At 67.0% G+C, this 16,318-nt stretch carries 13 protein-coding genes; 1 reads left to right on the forward strand and 12 read right to left on the reverse strand.

Annotated elements, in window-relative coordinates:
- The 7 genes from ACXRVZ_RS02460 to ACXRVZ_RS02490 all read right to left on the reverse strand — a co-directional run.
- On the reverse strand, positions 1 to 818 hold an 818-nt coding region (locus ACXRVZ_RS02460), incomplete at its 3' end, for a hypothetical protein (protein WP_458232168.1).
- A gap of 685 nt (positions 819 to 1,503) precedes the next feature.
- Entirely contained in the window at positions 1,504 to 2,310 is an 807-nt protein-coding gene (locus tag ACXRVZ_RS02465; RefSeq protein WP_457421380.1) for a carbohydrate ABC transporter permease, read from the reverse strand.
- A complete protein-coding gene (locus ACXRVZ_RS02470; RefSeq protein WP_457421378.1) occupies positions 2,307 to 3,203 on the reverse strand; it encodes a carbohydrate ABC transporter permease in 897 nt (298 codons plus the stop codon). The genes ACXRVZ_RS02465 and ACXRVZ_RS02470 overlap by 4 nt, the downstream gene beginning before the upstream one ends.
- Positions 3,200 to 4,468 (reverse strand): sugar ABC transporter substrate-binding protein, encoded by a 1,269-nt coding sequence (locus tag ACXRVZ_RS02475; RefSeq protein WP_457421376.1) that lies wholly within the window; start codon positions 4,466 to 4,468, stop codon positions 3,200 to 3,202. The genes ACXRVZ_RS02470 and ACXRVZ_RS02475 overlap by 4 nt, the downstream gene beginning before the upstream one ends.
- The gene (locus ACXRVZ_RS02480; RefSeq protein WP_457421374.1) at positions 4,468 to 5,940 is read right to left on the reverse strand and encodes a glucoamylase family protein; all 1,473 of its coding nucleotides are present in this window, start codon (positions 5,938 to 5,940) and stop codon (positions 4,468 to 4,470) included. Before ACXRVZ_RS02480 ends, ACXRVZ_RS02475 begins: the two co-directional genes overlap by 1 nt.
- 38 nt (positions 5,941 to 5,978) lie before the next feature.
- Positions 5,979 to 8,927 carry a TonB-dependent receptor gene (locus tag ACXRVZ_RS02485; RefSeq protein WP_457421372.1) on the reverse strand — a complete coding sequence of 983 codons (2,949 nt, stop codon included), beginning with the start codon at positions 8,925 to 8,927 and terminating at the stop codon, positions 5,979 to 5,981.
- Between the two features lie 42 nt (positions 8,928 to 8,969).
- Entirely contained in the window at positions 8,970 to 9,980 is a 1,011-nt protein-coding gene (locus ACXRVZ_RS02490) for a LacI family DNA-binding transcriptional regulator (protein ID WP_457421370.1), read from the reverse strand.
- Positions 9,981 to 10,326: 346 nt separating this feature from the next.
- Between ACXRVZ_RS02490 and ACXRVZ_RS02495 the strand changes: the two genes are divergently transcribed.
- Positions 10,327 to 10,830 carry a VOC family protein gene (locus ACXRVZ_RS02495; RefSeq protein ID WP_457421368.1) on the forward strand — a complete coding sequence of 168 codons (504 nt, stop codon included), beginning with the start codon at positions 10,327 to 10,329 and terminating at the stop codon, positions 10,828 to 10,830.
- 71 nt (positions 10,831 to 10,901) lie between these two features.
- Here ACXRVZ_RS02495 and ACXRVZ_RS02500 read toward each other — a convergent pair whose 3' ends face one another.
- The 5 genes from ACXRVZ_RS02500 to ACXRVZ_RS02520 all read right to left on the reverse strand — a co-directional run bounded on the left by ACXRVZ_RS02500 (position 10,902) and on the right by ACXRVZ_RS02520 (position 16,305).
- Positions 10,902 to 11,870: a tripartite tricarboxylate transporter substrate-binding protein gene (locus ACXRVZ_RS02500; protein ID WP_457421366.1), complete on the reverse strand. Its 969-nt coding sequence runs from the start codon at positions 11,868 to 11,870 to the stop codon at positions 10,902 to 10,904.
- A gap of 21 nt (positions 11,871 to 11,891) precedes the next feature.
- Positions 11,892 to 13,127 carry a phenylacetate--CoA ligase family protein gene (locus ACXRVZ_RS02505; RefSeq protein ID WP_457421364.1) on the reverse strand — a complete coding sequence of 412 codons (1,236 nt, stop codon included), beginning with the start codon at positions 13,125 to 13,127 and terminating at the stop codon, positions 11,892 to 11,894.
- 145 nt (positions 13,128 to 13,272) lie between these two features.
- Positions 13,273 to 13,572 carry a hypothetical protein gene (locus ACXRVZ_RS02510; RefSeq protein WP_457421362.1) on the reverse strand — a complete coding sequence of 100 codons (300 nt, stop codon included), beginning with the start codon at positions 13,570 to 13,572 and terminating at the stop codon, positions 13,273 to 13,275.
- The gene (locus ACXRVZ_RS02515; RefSeq protein ID WP_457421360.1) at positions 13,569 to 14,375 is read right to left on the reverse strand and encodes an ABC transporter ATP-binding protein; all 807 of its coding nucleotides are present in this window, start codon (positions 14,373 to 14,375) and stop codon (positions 13,569 to 13,571) included. Before ACXRVZ_RS02515 ends, ACXRVZ_RS02510 begins: the two co-directional genes overlap by 4 nt.
- A gap of 613 nt (positions 14,376 to 14,988) precedes the next feature.
- Positions 14,989 to 16,305 carry an ABC transporter substrate-binding protein gene (locus ACXRVZ_RS02520; RefSeq protein WP_457421358.1) on the reverse strand — a complete coding sequence of 439 codons (1,317 nt, stop codon included), beginning with the start codon at positions 16,303 to 16,305 and terminating at the stop codon, positions 14,989 to 14,991.
- Between the last annotated feature and the right edge of the window lie 13 nt (positions 16,306 to 16,318).

Here is a 16,318-nt window from a genome sequence, read left to right on the forward strand (position 1 = left end):
CAGTAGTTCTGCTCGCCGATGAAGGCACGCGGCAGGTCGCCGCGCGGTAGCGACCGGGCGACCTCGGCGACGGCGGCATTGCGGTCGGGCCATTGGGCGGCGTCGCGCAGTTCGACCTCGGGCGGGGCCTTGCCTTCATGGCGAACCCGCAACCAGCGCCATTCCTGCTCGCCGACAAAGAGTGCGCGGCCGGGGCGCGAGGACAGCAGCTTCCAGCGCCGGTTGTCGTCCGACGCCTCAACGCGCGTGGCCGCGCCGCTGGCGAACCACAGGCCGTTGAACTCGCGCAGGCGGTGGAAGTCCAGCGTCACCTCGCCACCGCCGATCTTGCGTTTCGGTTCGGGCCAGGTCCTGGGCGCGGGTTCGCGCGGCTCCAGGCTGATTGCGCCCACGCACAAGGCCCCTGCGCCGCCACCGCCCTGCTGGCCGGCAACGACGACGAACTCGATGAACTGGCTGCGCTTGAGGACGCGGTCTTCGGTGGGGCCCCACGCGAAGGCGATGTGGCGGCGCTTGAAGCTCAGTTCGGTCAGCGTCTCGGGCAGGGCGAACGACGGGCGGTTGACCCACCAGACGTTGTCGCCGCTGGCGTCGACGAGCTTGATCTGGATGTCGTTGTTCTTGCTTGTGCCTTTGATCTGCGTCGTCAGGGCGAAGTCTGTCGGCCAGTCGAGTGGCAGTTCGCGGCGCAGAACGGCGTAGCCGGAGACGCCGGAGAAGTCGTAGTCGAGGCAGAGGCTGTCGTCACGGGCGTCACGGCGGACGGTCGCCTTCACCTGGTCGGAGGCAGTGGCCAGCCAGGGGGTGGGGTCCTTCATGTCGTCGAGCGCTGTGGCACTTGCGAAGCGAGCGGCTAGCAGCAACGTGAGAAGGAGGTATCTCATGCTGTGGCTTTGTGCGACGGCCCATGCGGGGATTTCGCCCCCGCAGGCGAGTCACTTTCTGGGCCGCCAGAAAGTAACCAAAGAGCTCCCCCCTGACCGCCCCGCCCTTCGCTGCGCTGCGGGTCCCCTGCGGTACTCAGCCCCGAAGCCCCGCGCCGAACTCGCGCCGCTACGCTCTGCTCAAACAGGCGTCGCGAGTCAGTTCTTGAAGTTCGCTGCGCGAACGGGCTTCGGGTCTTCCGCTCCTCGGCGGGGCTAAAAGGGGGCAGACAGAAATACATCCACCACCCGGATTTCGGGCTTGGCTGTTGGCTGTTTAGGCTGTTCGGCTGTTCTGGTGCCTCCCCTTCTAAACCGCCGAGAAGCGCAGAAGCCCGGGGCCCGAGCGAAGCGAGGTTCAAGCGCTGACTTCGCACCCCTTTGTTTGAACGGAGCGTAGCGAAGTGAGTTGGGTGCGGCCCCGGGCTTCGAGCATCGCAGGGGACCCGGCTCCGCCGGGCGGTTTCGCAGGGGAGAGCTTTTTGCCTACTTTTTGGCGGCGCAAAAAGTAGGTCGCCTGCGGGGGCGAAATCCCCGCTGGGCCTGGCCACAAAGCCACCACAACGAGAAGCGAAGCCGATCACTTCACGCTCCCCATCAACAACCCCTGCATGTAATACCGCTGCAGCGCCACAAACAACACCAGCACCGGCAACACAGTAATCACGGCGCCCGCCATCATCAGTTCGCTGTCGTTCACATGCTCCCGCGACAAGGCCGCGAGCGCGACGGGCAGCGTGTGCATGTCGCCGTCGGTCAGCACGATCAACGGCCACATGAAGTCGTTCCAGCTGCCCAAAAAAGCAAACACTGCCAACGTCACCAACACCGGCTTCAACGTAGGCAACACGATGTTCCAGAAGATGCGCCACTCCCCGGCGCCATCCAGCCGCGCCGCCTCCAGCAACTCATCCGGCACCCCCCGCGCGTACTGCCGCACCAAAAAAATCCCGAAGATCCCCGCCATGCTCGGAATCAACACGCCCATCCACGTATTCACCAGCCCCATGCCCTTGAGCATCAGGAACAGCGGCAGCATCGCCACCTGACCGGGGATGACCAGCGCTGCGATCAACAGTCCGAACACGCGCTCGCGGTGACGAAACCGCAGCTTGGCGAAGGAGTACCCCGCCAGCGTGTTGAAGCTCACCGACATCAGCGTGCTCACCACCGCCAGCCCCAGGCTGTTGACGAAGGCACGCTTGAGGCCACCGTCGCCGAGCAGCAGCCGGTAATGCTCCAGCGTCGGGTGCGCCGGAATCAAGGGCGGCGGCAGGCTGGACGCGCTGCCGGCGGGCATCAGCGACACACAGACCATCCAGACCAGCGGGAACACCGCCAACCCGGCGAAGGCCCACAGCAGCATGTTGAGGACGACACGCTTCATGCGCCCTCCCCCGTCAGCCGCCGCTGCACCGCGATCAAGCCCTTGCTGACCACGACGATGATGACGAACAGCACGAAGGCCACGGCCGAGGCCAGGCCCAGGTTCCACCACTTGAAGCCTTCCTCGTACATCAGGTAGAGCACGCTGACCGTGCTCTGCAGCGGGCCGCCCTGCGTCATCACATAAGGCTCGGCAAACAGCTGGAAGTAGCCCGCCGTCGTCAGGATGGCCACCATCAGCAGCGTCGGCGCAATATTGGGCACCGTGATGTGGCGGAACTGCGCCCACGAACGCGCACCGTCGAGCCGCGCGGCTTCGTAGAGGTCATGCGGCACGGCCTGCAGCGCGGCGATGAAGATGATCATGTTGCCGCCAAAGTTCTTCCATGCGGCGAAGCCAATGATGGTCGGCATCGACCAGTGCGGATCACCCAACCAATCGATGGGGTCGACACCGAAGGACTGCAACGTGTAGTTCACGAGGCCGTACTTCACGTGGAAGAGATAACGCCAGATCACCGCGACCGCCACCAGCGTGGTGACGACGGGGGCGAACAGCGCGGTGCGCAGCAGCGGTTTGAAGCGGACCAGCTTCGACTGCAGCAGCACGGCGGCGGCAAGAGACAGCGCGATGGACAGCGGCACGCCCAGCACGACGAAGTAAGCGGTGTTGCCCAGGGCCTGCCAGAACAGCGGCAGGCTCAGCACATGGACATAGTTGTTCCAGCCCTGCCAGCGCAGGTTGCCGATATCGGCCAAGGCGTAGATATCGAAGTCGGTCAGGCTCAGCGCCAGCCCGGCGAACACGGGCACGCCGAAGAACAGCGCGATGACGATGAGCGCCGGAGCGGCGAAGGCCCAGGCGGCGAGGGATTCGCGATGAAGCGTTCTCATGCCCTGGCCTTGTCCAGCATCCAACGCCGCTTTTCCAGGATGCCGTCGACACGCGCATCCAAAGCCTTCACGGTCGCGTCGAGGTCGCTCACGCCGTGCACCGCACGCGTGGCAGCGAGCTGCATCTCCTTCTCGATGCGCTCCCACTCGGGCACGGCCGGTGCTGCGCGCACGCGGTCGAGCTGGCGATGGAAGGCGGCGGCGTGGCGGTCCTCGGCCAGCGTCGCGCCGTTCAGCGGCAGCGACCAGGCGCTGCGGCGGGCCGGCAGATCACCGGTCAGGCGGTAGAACTCCAGCTGCACATCGGGCCGGCTCAGGTAGCTGATCAGTGCCCAGGCCTCCGGCTTGTGGCGCGAGCGCTTGAACATGGCCAGGCTGGCGCCGCCGGCGATGGAGGTGCCGGGGCCGGTTGGCCCGGGCAGCTCGGCGGTGATCCACGCATTGGCCAGTTCGGCCGGCAGGCGGCGCTTGAACTCGCCGATGTCCCAGGGGCCCGACAGGTAGAAGGCGAAGCTGCCACGGCCGAACTCCTGCCAGAGGTTGCCGATCTGGACCTCGCTGACGCCCGGCGCCTCGCCGCGCTGAAAGCGCTCCAGGTAGAAGGCCAACGCCGTGCGAAAACCCGCGCCCGAGAAGTTGCCGTAGCGGCCGCCGTCGCGCAGCACTTCTTCCGGCTGCTGCAGCGCCAGAGCCAGCAGCGGCGCGGACTCGTTAGTGGGCAGCAGCAGCGGTTTGTCCATGCCGTGCTGGCGCAGCCGTGCCAGGGTCTCGCGCCAGGCGGCCCAGTCGCGCGGCATCTCGGCAATGCCGGCCTTGGCGAGCAAGTCCTGGCGCACGAACATCAGCCGCGTGTCCACGTACCAGGGCAGGCCGACGCGCTGGCCACTCGGCGCGTTGGTGGCCCAAATGCCGCTGAAATAGTCGGCCGCCTTCAGCATGGGCGTGCGGTCTATCCAGGGCTGTAGCGGCTCCAGCGCGCCCAGGGCCTGCATCTCGGGCAGCCAGGTGTTGCCGACCTGGGCGAGGTCGGGCGTGGCGTCGCCGGCAAAGGCCGTCAGCAGCTTCTCGTGCGCGGCCGTCCAGGGCAGTTGCTCGACCTTGACGCGCACCTTGGGGTGCTCGCGCTCGAAGCCTGCAATCAGTTCGGCCGCGACTTCGCTCTCGCGGCCCATGGCCCAGAAGCGCAGCGTGGTGGTGCCGCTATCGCGCGCGCAGCCGGCCAATGAGGCGACTGCCGCAGCGGTGAGCAGGCGGCGACGCTGCATCAGCCTAGCCAGCCGCCCGTGAAGCCGGCGCGCTTCAGGCCGCGCACCAGATGCGCGTTCTTGCGCATCACCTGCCACACCAGCTCGCCCCGGTGGTTGCCCATCATCGCCAACATGGGGCCTTGGTCTATGCCCAGCATGTCGGTGTCCACCCATCCCTTGCCAGCCTCGATGCGGCCGTGCGTCAGGCGCACGTCGGGGTAGTTGAAGCTGGGATTGAAGGCATCCCAGAAGCCGTAGCGGCCGAACGTGTGCGGGTAGCGCTGCTTGATGGCCATCAGCGCGGGAATGGCGATCTCGGGCGCGAAGGCGATGGAGCTGCCCGCCGCGTAAGGCGCCAGCGTGCCGTCGTCGACCTCGCCCATGCCCCGGCCGGCATAGCTGATGAAGCGGCGCTGCTCGACCTTGCCGGTGGCGGTCTTGTACGGCAGCTTGATGTCCGCCGGACCATCGCTGGCGCTGACGCCCCAGACCTCGGCGCTGTAGCCCTGCCAGCCCCGTGGGTTGGCGGCGGCGTAGGCCTGCTGCGCGTAGGTGGCGCGGCGCGAGTTCTCGAAATAGTCCAGGCCTTTGCCGCGCATGTAGGAGTCGCGAATGCCGCGGAAGTCCACCCAGCAGTGTGTGAACTGGTGGCCGAACAACGGCGCAAAGCGCAGCAGGCTCTGGCCTTGGGTCAGACCCTCGATCGGGCCCCAGCTGCGGTCGTAGGTGCTGAGCCAGGCTTCATACGCGTCGGGCGCGACCGGCCGCGTGGGCGAGCCCAGCGCGAGCAGATAGACCATCATGGCCTCGTTGTAGCCCTTCCAGTCCGACGGGATGAAGCCCTTCTCCGGAAACCAGCCATGGCTGATGGACGGCGGGCGCACCTGGGCCCAGGCCCAGTCGACGCGGCCGTAGATCTCGTCGACCAGCTTACGGATGGCGGCCTCTTCGGCGTGCTCGCCATCGAAGTAGCTCTGCGCATGCAGGGCACCCATCAGCAGCAGCGCGGTGTCGACGGTGGACAGCTCGCAGCGGCCAAAACGCAAGCCCTCCTTCATGTCGAGGAAGTGATAGAAAAAGCCCTTGTGGCCGGCCACGCCGGTCTTGCCCGGGCCCTGCGGCAGGCCGGCGAAGAAGCGCAGCGTGGTCACTGTGCGTTCGCGCGCCTGGGCTTGGCTGATGTAGCCGCGCGCCACGCCGATGGGATAGGCGCTGAGCGCGAAGCCGACGGCCGCGATGCTGGCGAACGAAGGCGTGGGCCAGCGGTCGGGCGCCAGGCCGGTGCGGGCGTCGGTCGTCTCCCAGAAGAAATCGAAGGTGCGGCGCTCCAGGTCGGCAAGGAAGGCCTCGGCCGTTTGCTCAGGCTTGAGTGCGTTTGATTCGGCAGCCCAGGCGGGCAGCGTGCCGGCCAGCGCCAGGCCGGCGCCGTGCGACAGCAGGGCGCGTCGATTCAGCATGTCCATGATGAGGTTGATTGTGGGAGCAGGCACGGGGCCCACTCCCACGGGTCAGGCAAGGTAGGACAAGTTCAGAAGGCGTAGCTGACGGTGAGCTTCACGGAGCGGGCGTTGTCCTTCACGCTGTTGGGCGTGCCGACGTTCAGGTTGTCGCCGCCGAACTTGTTCGCCGGTTGGCCCGTGCCCACCGGGCCACCACCCCAATCGTCCAAACCGTCATAGCTGGTGCTGTTGAACAGATTGAGGACGTCCATGCGCAGGCTGACGCGGTGGATGCCGAACTGCATGGCCTTGGCGATGCCGACGTCGATCTGGCGGAACACGGCGCCGTCACCCTCGACGTTGATGCACTTGTCCCAGCCCGCAGCGCAACTGGTCACGCGGCGCGGCGAGCCGCTGGACCAGGTGCCCTTGCCCGACAGCGACAGGTCCCAGGGCAGCAGGCGGTCCGCCACACCGGCCATGACCAGGCGGTGCTTGGGCGCATCCGTCGAGCGGTTCCAGCCGTGGGTGCCGCGGCCATAGGTCCAGTCATACGGGTCGTTCTTCCACTCCTTGTGCGTGGTCTTGGCGTCGCTGTAGGTGTAGGCGATGTTGGCCGCCCAACCGGACGCAGCCGTGTAGGGCTTGGCCGCGCTGATCAGCACCGCGCGCGTCTTGGTCTCGCCCACGGAGTCGCCCAGGATGAGATTGCCGTAGGTGGTCGGGCCGTTCCACAGCGGGTCGATGGGGCTCTGGGTGGCCGTGCCGCCATTGGCGTCGCGGTTGCCGCTGTACTGGATGAACTGGTTCTTGGCATGCACCTGGCTCAGCGCAATCTCGGTGTTCCATTCGCCCAGGCCCTGTCGCAGGCCAAAGCTGAACTGGTCGGAGAACGGCACCTTGAGCTTGTTGCTGATGAGGCGGATCTCGCCGGAACCCGGCGTGGCGTTGCTTTGCAACACGTCAATGGCGTAGTTGGCCATGGTGCGGTCATAGCTGCGGCCCCAGCCGCCGAAGAGCACGGACATGCGGTTGCCGAACAGGTCATAGGACGCGCCGACGCGCGGTGCGAACGCGCCCTTGAAGGGCTTGCGGTTGCCGGTGCTGATGAAGTCTTCGATGTTGACGCCGCCCTTGGCAAGGGACTGTGCGTACGTCTGCCCGGCCGGCGGCGTGATGCCCCAACGCGGCACGTCCAGGCCGCGCAGCGCGGTGACGCGGTCGGCCGGTGTGCTGTAGGCGTTGTTCAGCATGTTGGACTCGTAGTCCCAGCGGATGCCGAGGTTAAGTTCCAGCTGCTTGCTCAGCGCCCAGTCGTCCTGGATGTAGATGCCGAACTGGTTGTTGCTGTAGTCGACATTGCCGCGCGGCACGGCGCGGTCGATCCTGCACTCGTCGCTGTTGGTGCCGCCGTTGGTGACGTTGGTACCTGTGCAGGCGGTGCCATTGAAGTAAGAGTTGCCGGTGACGCGGTCGATCAGCGTCTCGACGACGTCCACCGCACGGTAGGTGCCACTGAGCTTGTACTTCATGGCCTTGAACTTCGCGCCCATCTTGAGGACGTGGCCGGCAATGCCGGTGTAGGTCAGGTCATTGGCGAGCGAGAAGCCCTTCTGGGCGCGGTTCTGCGCATCGGGCGAGCCGCCGCCGAAGATCACGTCGCCTGCTGCGGTCAAAAGTTGGGGCGTCAGGTTGTTGGCGACCTTGTATCTGATGAAGGGCGTGGTGCTAGCCGCTTCAGGGTTCCACGTGTAGTCCTCATAGCCGGCGCGGGCCTCGTTGAGCCAGGAACCGCGAGCCCACTCGTGCTTCAGGTCGACGCGGGTCTCGTCGTTCTTGCGCGCCTTGTCGTTGCCGGGCAGGCTGAGGTTGCGGTCCTCGGGCACGCGGTCTTCCTCGCGGCGCAGCCGGAAGGAGACGCTCAGGCGCTGCTCGTCGTCGATGTTGAGGTCGACCTTGCCGAACAGCAGGTGCTCCTTGAAGGTGTCGACCTGGCTGCCCTGGGCGGCCAGAAGCGAGGGCACGATGCCGGTGTTGGGCAGCTTCTCGGGGTTGCGCAGCAGGATCTGGCGCGAGTCGTCGATGTTCTTGCCGTCGTAGGCGAAAAAGAAATGCGCCTGGTCCTTCTTGATGGGTCCGCCAATGCTGAAGCCGTACTCGTTCTTGCTCGACGGCGGGCGGGGTACGCCGGCAGCCTCGCGCTGGCGCTCACTCATGTTGAGGGCGCGCCAGTTGGTGCCAGTGCGGTCGCCGTAGACCTCGCCATGCAGCTCGTTCGTGCCCGACTTGGTGACGGCCGTGATGGCCGCGCTGCTGACCTGGTCGAACTCGGCCTTGTAGTTCTGCGTGATGACCTTGTATTCGGCAATGGCCGACTGCGGGAATGGGTTGCCGCGCGAGGTGGCCTGGCCGCTCACGCCACCGGGCTGGATGTTGTTCTTCTGGCCCACGCCATCGATGAAGACGTTTACATGGTCATTGCTTTGCGAACCGGCCTGGATGGAGGTGTAGCCCGCGCCATCCGTCTGGAAGGCCACGCCGGGGGCCAGGTCGATGGCGCTGAGGAAGTTGCGTGATGTCTGCGGCAGGCCTTCGAGCATCTTGGCCGAGACGCTGGTGCCCACCTGAGAGTCGCGCACGCCCTGGCGCTGCGCCGTGCCGAGGATGGTGACGGTGCCCAGGTTGTTGGCGGCGGCGAGTTGCAGGTCGAGGGCGGCGGTTTCGCCGACTGCCAGCGTGACGCGCTCGCTCTTGGCGCTGCCGACGCGGATCTCGTAGCTGCCCGGTGCCAGGCCCAGCAGCGTGTAGCTGCCGTCGGCCTGGGTCTGGGCGCGGTAGGTGGCGCCGTTGGCGGTGTTGACGGCCAGCACGGTCAGGCCGGCGCGCTGCTCGTTGCCGGCTGCCTGCACCGAGCCTTTCAGGGTCGCCGTGCTGACCTGGGCCGAAGCGGCACCGGCCAGCGCGAGAAAGACCGCCGTTGAAATGGTCGTGCGAATGGCGTGGCGCTGCCAGGGCCTGCGATTCAAAGCTGTTGTCATGTCCATGTCTCCTATGTGTTGTGCTGTGGTTTCGGACGGGATTCAGGTCTTGTTGGCCGCGCCGCAGGAGCGGCGCACGACGAGCTGCACCGGCATCACGGTGGTGCTGACGTCGCTGCTGTCTTTCTCAAGGGCGTCGGCCAGCGCGTCGAGCGCCTGGCTGCCCAGCGCCGCGATGGGCACATGCATGGTGGTCAGCGCCGGGCTGACGTAACGCGCGACGGGGATGTCGTCGAAGCCGGCGAGGGCGATGTCCTCGGGCACGCGCACCCCGCCGGCCTGCAACGCGCCAAGCAGGCCGATGGCCATGATGTCGTTGGCCGCGAAGACGGCGTCGGGCCGGGCGCTCGGGTGCAGGCCCAGCAGCGAGGCAGCGGCACGCTGGCCGCCCGCCTCGAAGAAGTCGCCCTCCAGCAGCCAGGGCTGCGTGCCCTCGGGCAGGCCGGCGCGGTAGCCGCGCTCGCGCTCGCGGGCCTCGAAGTTGGCGGCCGGGCCGCCGAGGAAGGCGATGCGGCGGCGGCCGCTGCGCACGAGGTGCTCGGTCATCTCGCGCGCGCCGCCGAAGTTGTCGACGGCGAAGACGCGCTGGGTCGGTTCGCTGACGCCGGAGTTCAGCAGCACGGCCGGCAGGCTGACCGGCAGGTTCTGCGACAGGAAGTCGTCATCGGCATGCGGGGACATGACGATGAGGCCATCCACGCGACCGTTCATGGCGCGCAGCGCGGCGGCGGCCTCGTTGGCGTCGTCGTGCGAGCTGGACAGCAGCAGGTGCAGGCCGCGCGCACGGGCGGCCTGGTCGATGCCGCGGATGAGCTCAGAGAAGAACTCGCCGTGCAGGTCGGGCAGCAGCGCGCCTATGGTGTCGGTGCGGCGGGTGATGAGGCTGCGCGCGGCGCCGGAGGGGCTGTAGCGCAGCTCGCGGGCCACGTCGACGATGCGCTGGCGGGTGTCGGGCAGCACGTTCTCGGCGCCGTTCAGCGCGCGCGACACGGTAGCCACCGACACGCCGGCGACACGGGCGACATCCTTGATGGTGGCGGGCGATGGGCTCATTGGGAGGATGTCAGTCGAGTTGGACGCCATGTCTGGCAATGGCGCGCGGGACAGCGCCCGCACCGTCGGCGAGGGGCGCGCCTTGAAGCTGACAGGCAGGAGTCGCACGGCTCCAAAGGGAGCCTGGCGGGAACGGTTGTCTCATCCGTGGATCGGCTGGGCTTGCGCCTGCCGATGTCATGTAAACGTTTACACGTGATTTTGTCGGCCGGCCGCGAGCGAGTCAACAGCGTGTTTACCCGGCGCACGGTTAGGGATGGCGGCACCGGCTGTTGCACCGCGCCTCTCATCGCGGCAGGCCCAGGAAGGCAGCGTTAGGATCCGCGCCCCCGCCCCACGCCACCGGATGAAAGAGATGCTGGAAAAGCCCGTCGGACATGTCTTTGAAGCCAGCGCACTCGACGCCCTGGCGCCAAGCCAGCGCCTGCATCTGATCCTGCTCGGCGTGGAGAGTGTCGAGCGGTCGACGGCCTTCTACGAGGCGCTGGGTTGGGCTCGCTCACCCACCACCAACGCCGGCTTTGTGAAGTTCGATCTCGGGGGCTACGCGCTGTGCCTGATCTCGCGGGCCGACTTCGCCAAGGACGCGCAGTTCGATTCCCCGCAGGGCAGCGGCTTCCCGGGTGTCGGCCTGATCCACCTGGCCCGGTCGCCCGGCGACGTGGCGCGCATCCTCGCCAACGCCGTCGAAGCCGGTGGCCGGCTCGTGAAGCCGGCGACGCGTACGCAGTGGGGCATCGCCGGCTACTTCGCCGACCCGGACGGGCATCTCTTCGAGGTGGACTACGAAGAGGTCTGGGTGCTTGATGACGAGCACCGGCTGGTGGTCGATCAAATCAACGCCAACTGACGGACGACGGGCCTGCCACGCGAAACGTGGCGGGCCCTTTTCAGGCGCTGCGAAGTCGCAGCTACTTCAGTTCAGTCTGCGTACTGGCCAGCGGCCTTGATCACAGGCCCGAGCTTGTTGATCTCGGCCTCGACAAACTTCTTGTGCTCGGCCGGTGCCAGGCGGGCGTCGTTGACGATGACGGCGCCCAGGGCCTCCTGGCGCTTGTGGAAGTCGGCGTCCTTCAGCGCGGCGCGCAGTGCCGTGTTGATCTTGTCGACCACCGCCTTGGGCGTGCCCTTGGGCGCGTACAGCCCGTGCCAGACGGTCAGGTTGAAGCCCTTGAGGCCCGATTCGTCGGCCGTCGGCAGCTTGGCCAGAACCCCGCTGGTCAGGCGCTTGGCCGACATGACGGCGAAGGCCTTGACCTTGCCGGCCTCGATCTGACTGGTCGTGTTGGTGGTCTGGTCGCACATGATGTCGACCTGGCCGCCGAGCAGGTCGTTCATGGCCGGCGAGGTGCCCTTGTAGGGCACGGTCGTCATGTCGATCTTGACCGCCTGCTGGAACAGCAGGCCGCACAGGTGCGAGGCCGAACCGACTCCCGCGTTGGCCAGGTTGATGGTGCCCTTGTTGGCCTCCAGCCACTTGCTGAGCTCGGCGTAATTGGTGGCCGGCAGCGTGGTGCGGCCGATCAGCGTCATCGGCACTTCGTTGACCATGCCAAGGTATTCGAAGTCCTCCAGCGTCTTGTACGGCAGCGTGCGGTACAGCGACGGCGCGGTGGCCAGACCGATGTGATGCAGCAGCAGCGTATAGCCATCGGGCGCAGCCTTGGCGACCTTGTTGGCGCCCAGCGTGCCGCCGACGCCGCCGACGTTCTCGATGATGACGGTGGCGCCCAGCGGCTTGCGCAGCGCCTCGGCAAGATCACGGCCGACCTTGTCGGTCGGGCCGCCCGCAGTGAAGGGCACGATGAGGGTGATGGGCTTGTCGGGGTAGTCGGCAAGGGCGGGCAGGCAGGCCATCAGGCCCGCGGCGAGCAACAACGTACGGCGCATCGGGTTGTCTCCAACAAACAGTTAGCGACGGTCTTCGATGAGTTTGCCGTCGTTGGGCAGGCTGCCGGGTGGCAGCAGGTCTACCTCGATACGCAGTTTGGTCAGGTCGCGCGCCGTCTGCATCAGGCTTTCCACGAAGCCGGGGGTTGTGGGTTTCCACATTTCCAGCTGCAGCACGACCTGGTCCTGTGCCAGTTCGCCGCTGACGACGAGGCGGGCGCGCCGCACTTCGGGGTGGCGCTTGACGAGCTCGGCCACCTGGCCGGCGTGTACGAACATGCCACGCACCTTGGCGGACTGGTCGGCCCGGCCTAGCCAGCCGCGCAGGCGCTGGTTGCTGCGGCCGGTCGGGCAAGCGCCGGGCAGCACGGCCGACAAATCGCCCGTGGCAAAGCGGATCAGCGGGTAGCCCGGGCTGAGCGTCGTCACGACGACCTCGCCCACTTCACCTTCAGGCAGCGGCTCACCCGAGCCGGGGCGCACGATCTCGACGATGACGCCTTCATCGACGACCAGGCCCTCGCGCGCTGCGGTCTCGTAGGCGATGAGGCCGAGGTCGGCGGTGGCATAGCACTGGTAGGCGGCCACGCCGCGCTCGGCGAACCAGGCCACCAGAGCCGGCGGGCAGGCCTCGCCGCCGACGAGGGCGCGCTGCAGCCAGGGCAGTGAATGGCCGCCTTCGGCCGCCTTGTCGAGCAGGATGCGCAGGAAGCTGGGCGTGCCGGCATAGGCTTCGGGCTGCAAATCCAGCACCGCCTGCAATTGCAGCTCGGTGTTGCCGACGCCGCCGGGGAAGCTTGCCGCGCCCAAGGCGCGCAAGCCGGCTTCCATCATGGCGCCGGCAGGAGTGAGGTGGTAGCTGAAGCTGACATGCGCGAGCTGACCCGCGCGGATGCCGGCCGCGTGCAGAGCGCGGGCGATGCGCCAGGGGTCGGAGGCGTCGGCATCGGGCTCGGGCTCGTAGAGCGAGCCGGGCGACTGGAAAACACGTCGAGGCAGGCCCGCCGCGTAGCCGCCCAGGCGCAGCGTGCGGCGTGCGGCCTGGGCTGCGGCGAGGCTGCTCTTGCGCGTCAGCGGCAGCGTGGCGAGGGCCGCGCGCGAGGTGATGCTGGCCGCGTCGACGGCGGCGAGCAGCTCCGCATAGGCCGGGCTGCCAGCCTGGGCATGGGCGATCTGTGCCGGCAGCGCGCCCATCAACGCGGCCTCGCGCTCGGCGGGGTCACGGGTCTCCAGCGCGTCGAAGAACTCCGCGCTCATTCGTGCACCCTTCGGCCTACGGCCTTGCCTGTCCGACGGATCGGCCAGGCGTTCGCCAGGCTTGGAATGCCCACTGGGCATCCCAAGTCCGGGCTCACTCCCGCCAGGCGGGAGCGAGCTTGCTTGGGACGGCCCGGCGCGGCGCTCACGCGGTGTCCTTCCAGCGCAGCAGCCGCCGCTTGATCTCATCCTGCAGCTTGCGCGAATCGGGCGCCGACTTCAGCGTGAAGCTGTCCCACTCGGGTGTGCTCGCCGGTCGTTTGGCAAGCTGGGCCTTGACCGTGGCGCCGTCCACGCTTAGCTTCATCACCACGTTGCCGCCTAGCGCCCAGCCCTCGCTGCGCTCGGTCAGCGCGTGCTGGTCGCGGACAAAGCGCTTGAGCGCCAGCAGCGTCGCGTCGGCATTGAACGGTGGGAGCGCGATGTCCCAGGACTCTTCACTCATGCCAGCCACCTTTTCCTTCGCTTGTAGCTCTTCACATCCTTGAAGCTGCGCCGCCCTTCCCCGCCCACGCCGAGGTAGAACTCCTTGACGTCCTCGTTCTCGCGCAGCTCGGCGGCGGCGCCATCCATGACGACGCGGCCGTTCTCCAGGATGTAGCCGTAGTCGGCATAGCGCAGCGCCATGCTGGTGTTCTGCTCGGCCAGCAGGAAGGTCGTGCCTTCGCGCGTGTTGAGGTCACGCACGATCTCGAAGACCTCCTCGACGATCTGCGGCGCCAGGCCCATGGACGGTTCGTCCAGCAGCACCATCTTCGGGTTGGCCATCAGCGCGCGGCCGATGGCGCACATCTGCTGCTCGCCGCCCGACGTGTAGGCAGCCTGGCTGCTGCGGCGGGTCTTGAGGCGCGGGAAGTAGGTGTAGACCTTGTCCAGCGTCGCCGCTATTGCCGCGCGGCCGTCCTTGCGGGTGTAGGCGCCGGTCATGAGGTTCTCTTCGATGGTGAGGTGGGCGAAGCAGTGGCGGCCTTCCATGACCTGCACGACGCCGCGCTCCACCATGGCCGAGGTGGACAGCTTCTCGATGCGTTCGCCGCGGAGTTCGATGCTGCCCTTGGTCACTTCGCCGCGTTCGCCTTCGAGCAGGTTGGACACGGCGCGCAACGTCGTTGTCTTGCCGGCGCCGTTGCCGCCGAGCAGGGCGACGATCTTGCGCTCGGGGACTTGGAGCGACACGCCCTTGAGGACGAGGATGACGTGGTTGTAGATGACTTCGATGCCGTTGACGTTCAAGAGTGGAGCAGTCATGTCTGGCGCTCCTGCTGTTTTGTGGCTAGGCCCATGCCGGGATTTCGCCCCGGCGGGCGACCTACTTTCTGGGCCGCCAGAAAGTAGGAAAAGAGCTCCCCCCGACCGCCCCGCCCTACGCTGCGCTTCGGGTCCCCTGCGGTACTCAGACCCGAAGCCCCGCGCCGAACTCGCGTCGCTACGCTCTGCTCAAACAAGCGTCGCGAGTCAGTTCTTGAGGCGAGCTGCGCTCGCGGGCTTCGGGTCTTCCGTTCCTCGGCGGGGCTAAAGGGGGCATGCAGAAATACATCCACCGCCCGGACTCCGGGTTTGGCTGTTGGCTGTTGCGGCTGTTCGGGAACCTCCCCTTCTAAACCGCCGAGAAGCGCAGAAGCCCGGGGCGCGAGCGCAGCGAGCTTCAAGCTCTGACTTCGCACCCCTTTGTTTGAACGGAGCGTAGCGAAGTGAGTTGGGTGCGGCCCCGGGCTTCGAGCATCGCAGGGGACCCCGCAAGGGGCGGTTTCGCAGGGGAGAGCTTTTTGCCTACTTTTTGGCGGCGCAAAAAGTAGGTCGGCCGCCGGGACGAAATCCCGGCTGGGCCTGGCCACAAAGCCAAAGCAGCGCAAAGCCAACCTCAACTCTGGCACTCAGCCGGCGTACGCCGAGTCAGCTTCTTCTCCCCGGCGTACTTGTCCGCCGCCGCCTTCACCATCGGCTTGATGATCTGCTCATCCGCCTGGTACCAGTCCGAGCTGAAGGCCCATTGCTTGCCGTCCCAGGTGTGCACCCGCACCCAGGTCGAGCCCTGGTGGTCGTAGCAGCTCGTGCTGATCGGCCGAATGACGCCGGTCAAGCCCAGCGCAGCCAGCTTCTTGTCGTCCAGCGCCAGGTTCTCCAGCCCCCAGCGCACCTGCTCGCCGGTCATGACCTTGCCCTTGCCATAGCGCTCCTGCGCCCGCCGCACGGCCTCCACGCCCAGCGCCTGGATGACCAGGCCGCGCGTGTAGAGCACCGACCCGACCTCGTCCTTCGGCCCCGTGCCCTGGCCCTTGTCGTGCACCAGCTTCAGGATGTCCTGGATGACCTTGGGCGACTGCCCGGACGTGTTCAGGTTCAGCGCGTTGTAGCCCTTGGCGCCCTCGCCCACGTCCTTCACATCGGGCTCCGCGCCCGACCACCAGACGCCGTACATCTTCTCGCGCGGGTAGCCGGTCGCCTGGGCCTCCTTCAATGCGGTGGAGTTCATGACGCCCCAGCCCCAAAGCAGTACGTAGTCGGGCCTCGCCTGCCTCACCTGCAGCCAGGCCGACTTCTGCTCCACGCCCGGCGCGGTCACCGGGATCTTCACCAGCTCGAAGCCATGCGTCTTGCTGCGCTCGTCCAGCAGCGGGATGGGCTCCTTGCCGAAGGGGCTGTCGTGATAGACCAGCGCAATCTTCTTGCCCTTGAGCTTGTCCAGCCCGCCCTCCTTCTTGCCCAGATGCTGGATGAGCACGTCGGCCGCCGTCCAGTAGCTGCCCATCAGCGGGAAGTTCCACGCGAACACACCGCCGTCCGCCGACGCCGACAGGCCGTAGCCCAGCGTGATCAGCGGGATCTTGTCGTTAGGCACCTTGTCGGTCAGCGCGAAGGTGATGCCCGTGGCCTGCGGATCGAACAAGGTCGCGCCCTTGCCCTTAAGGCGTTCGTAGCACTCCACGCCCTTGTCGGTCGCGTAGCCGGTCTCGCACTCCTCGAAGGTGAGCTTCACGCCGTTGATGCCGCCGTCGCGCGCGTTGATGAGCTTGATGTAGTCCTGCTTGCCATTGGCCCAGGGCGTGCCGTTGGGCGAGTAGGGCCCCGTTCGATACACCAGCAACGGGAAGAACTGCTCCTTGGCTTGCGCCAGCGCTGCGGGTGCGGCGATGAACTGCAGAGCGGCGAGGGCCGCACAGGTGATGAAGGTCTTCATGGCTTGTCTCCTG

It is taken from the genome of Roseateles sp. P5_E8, assembly GCF_054177665.1.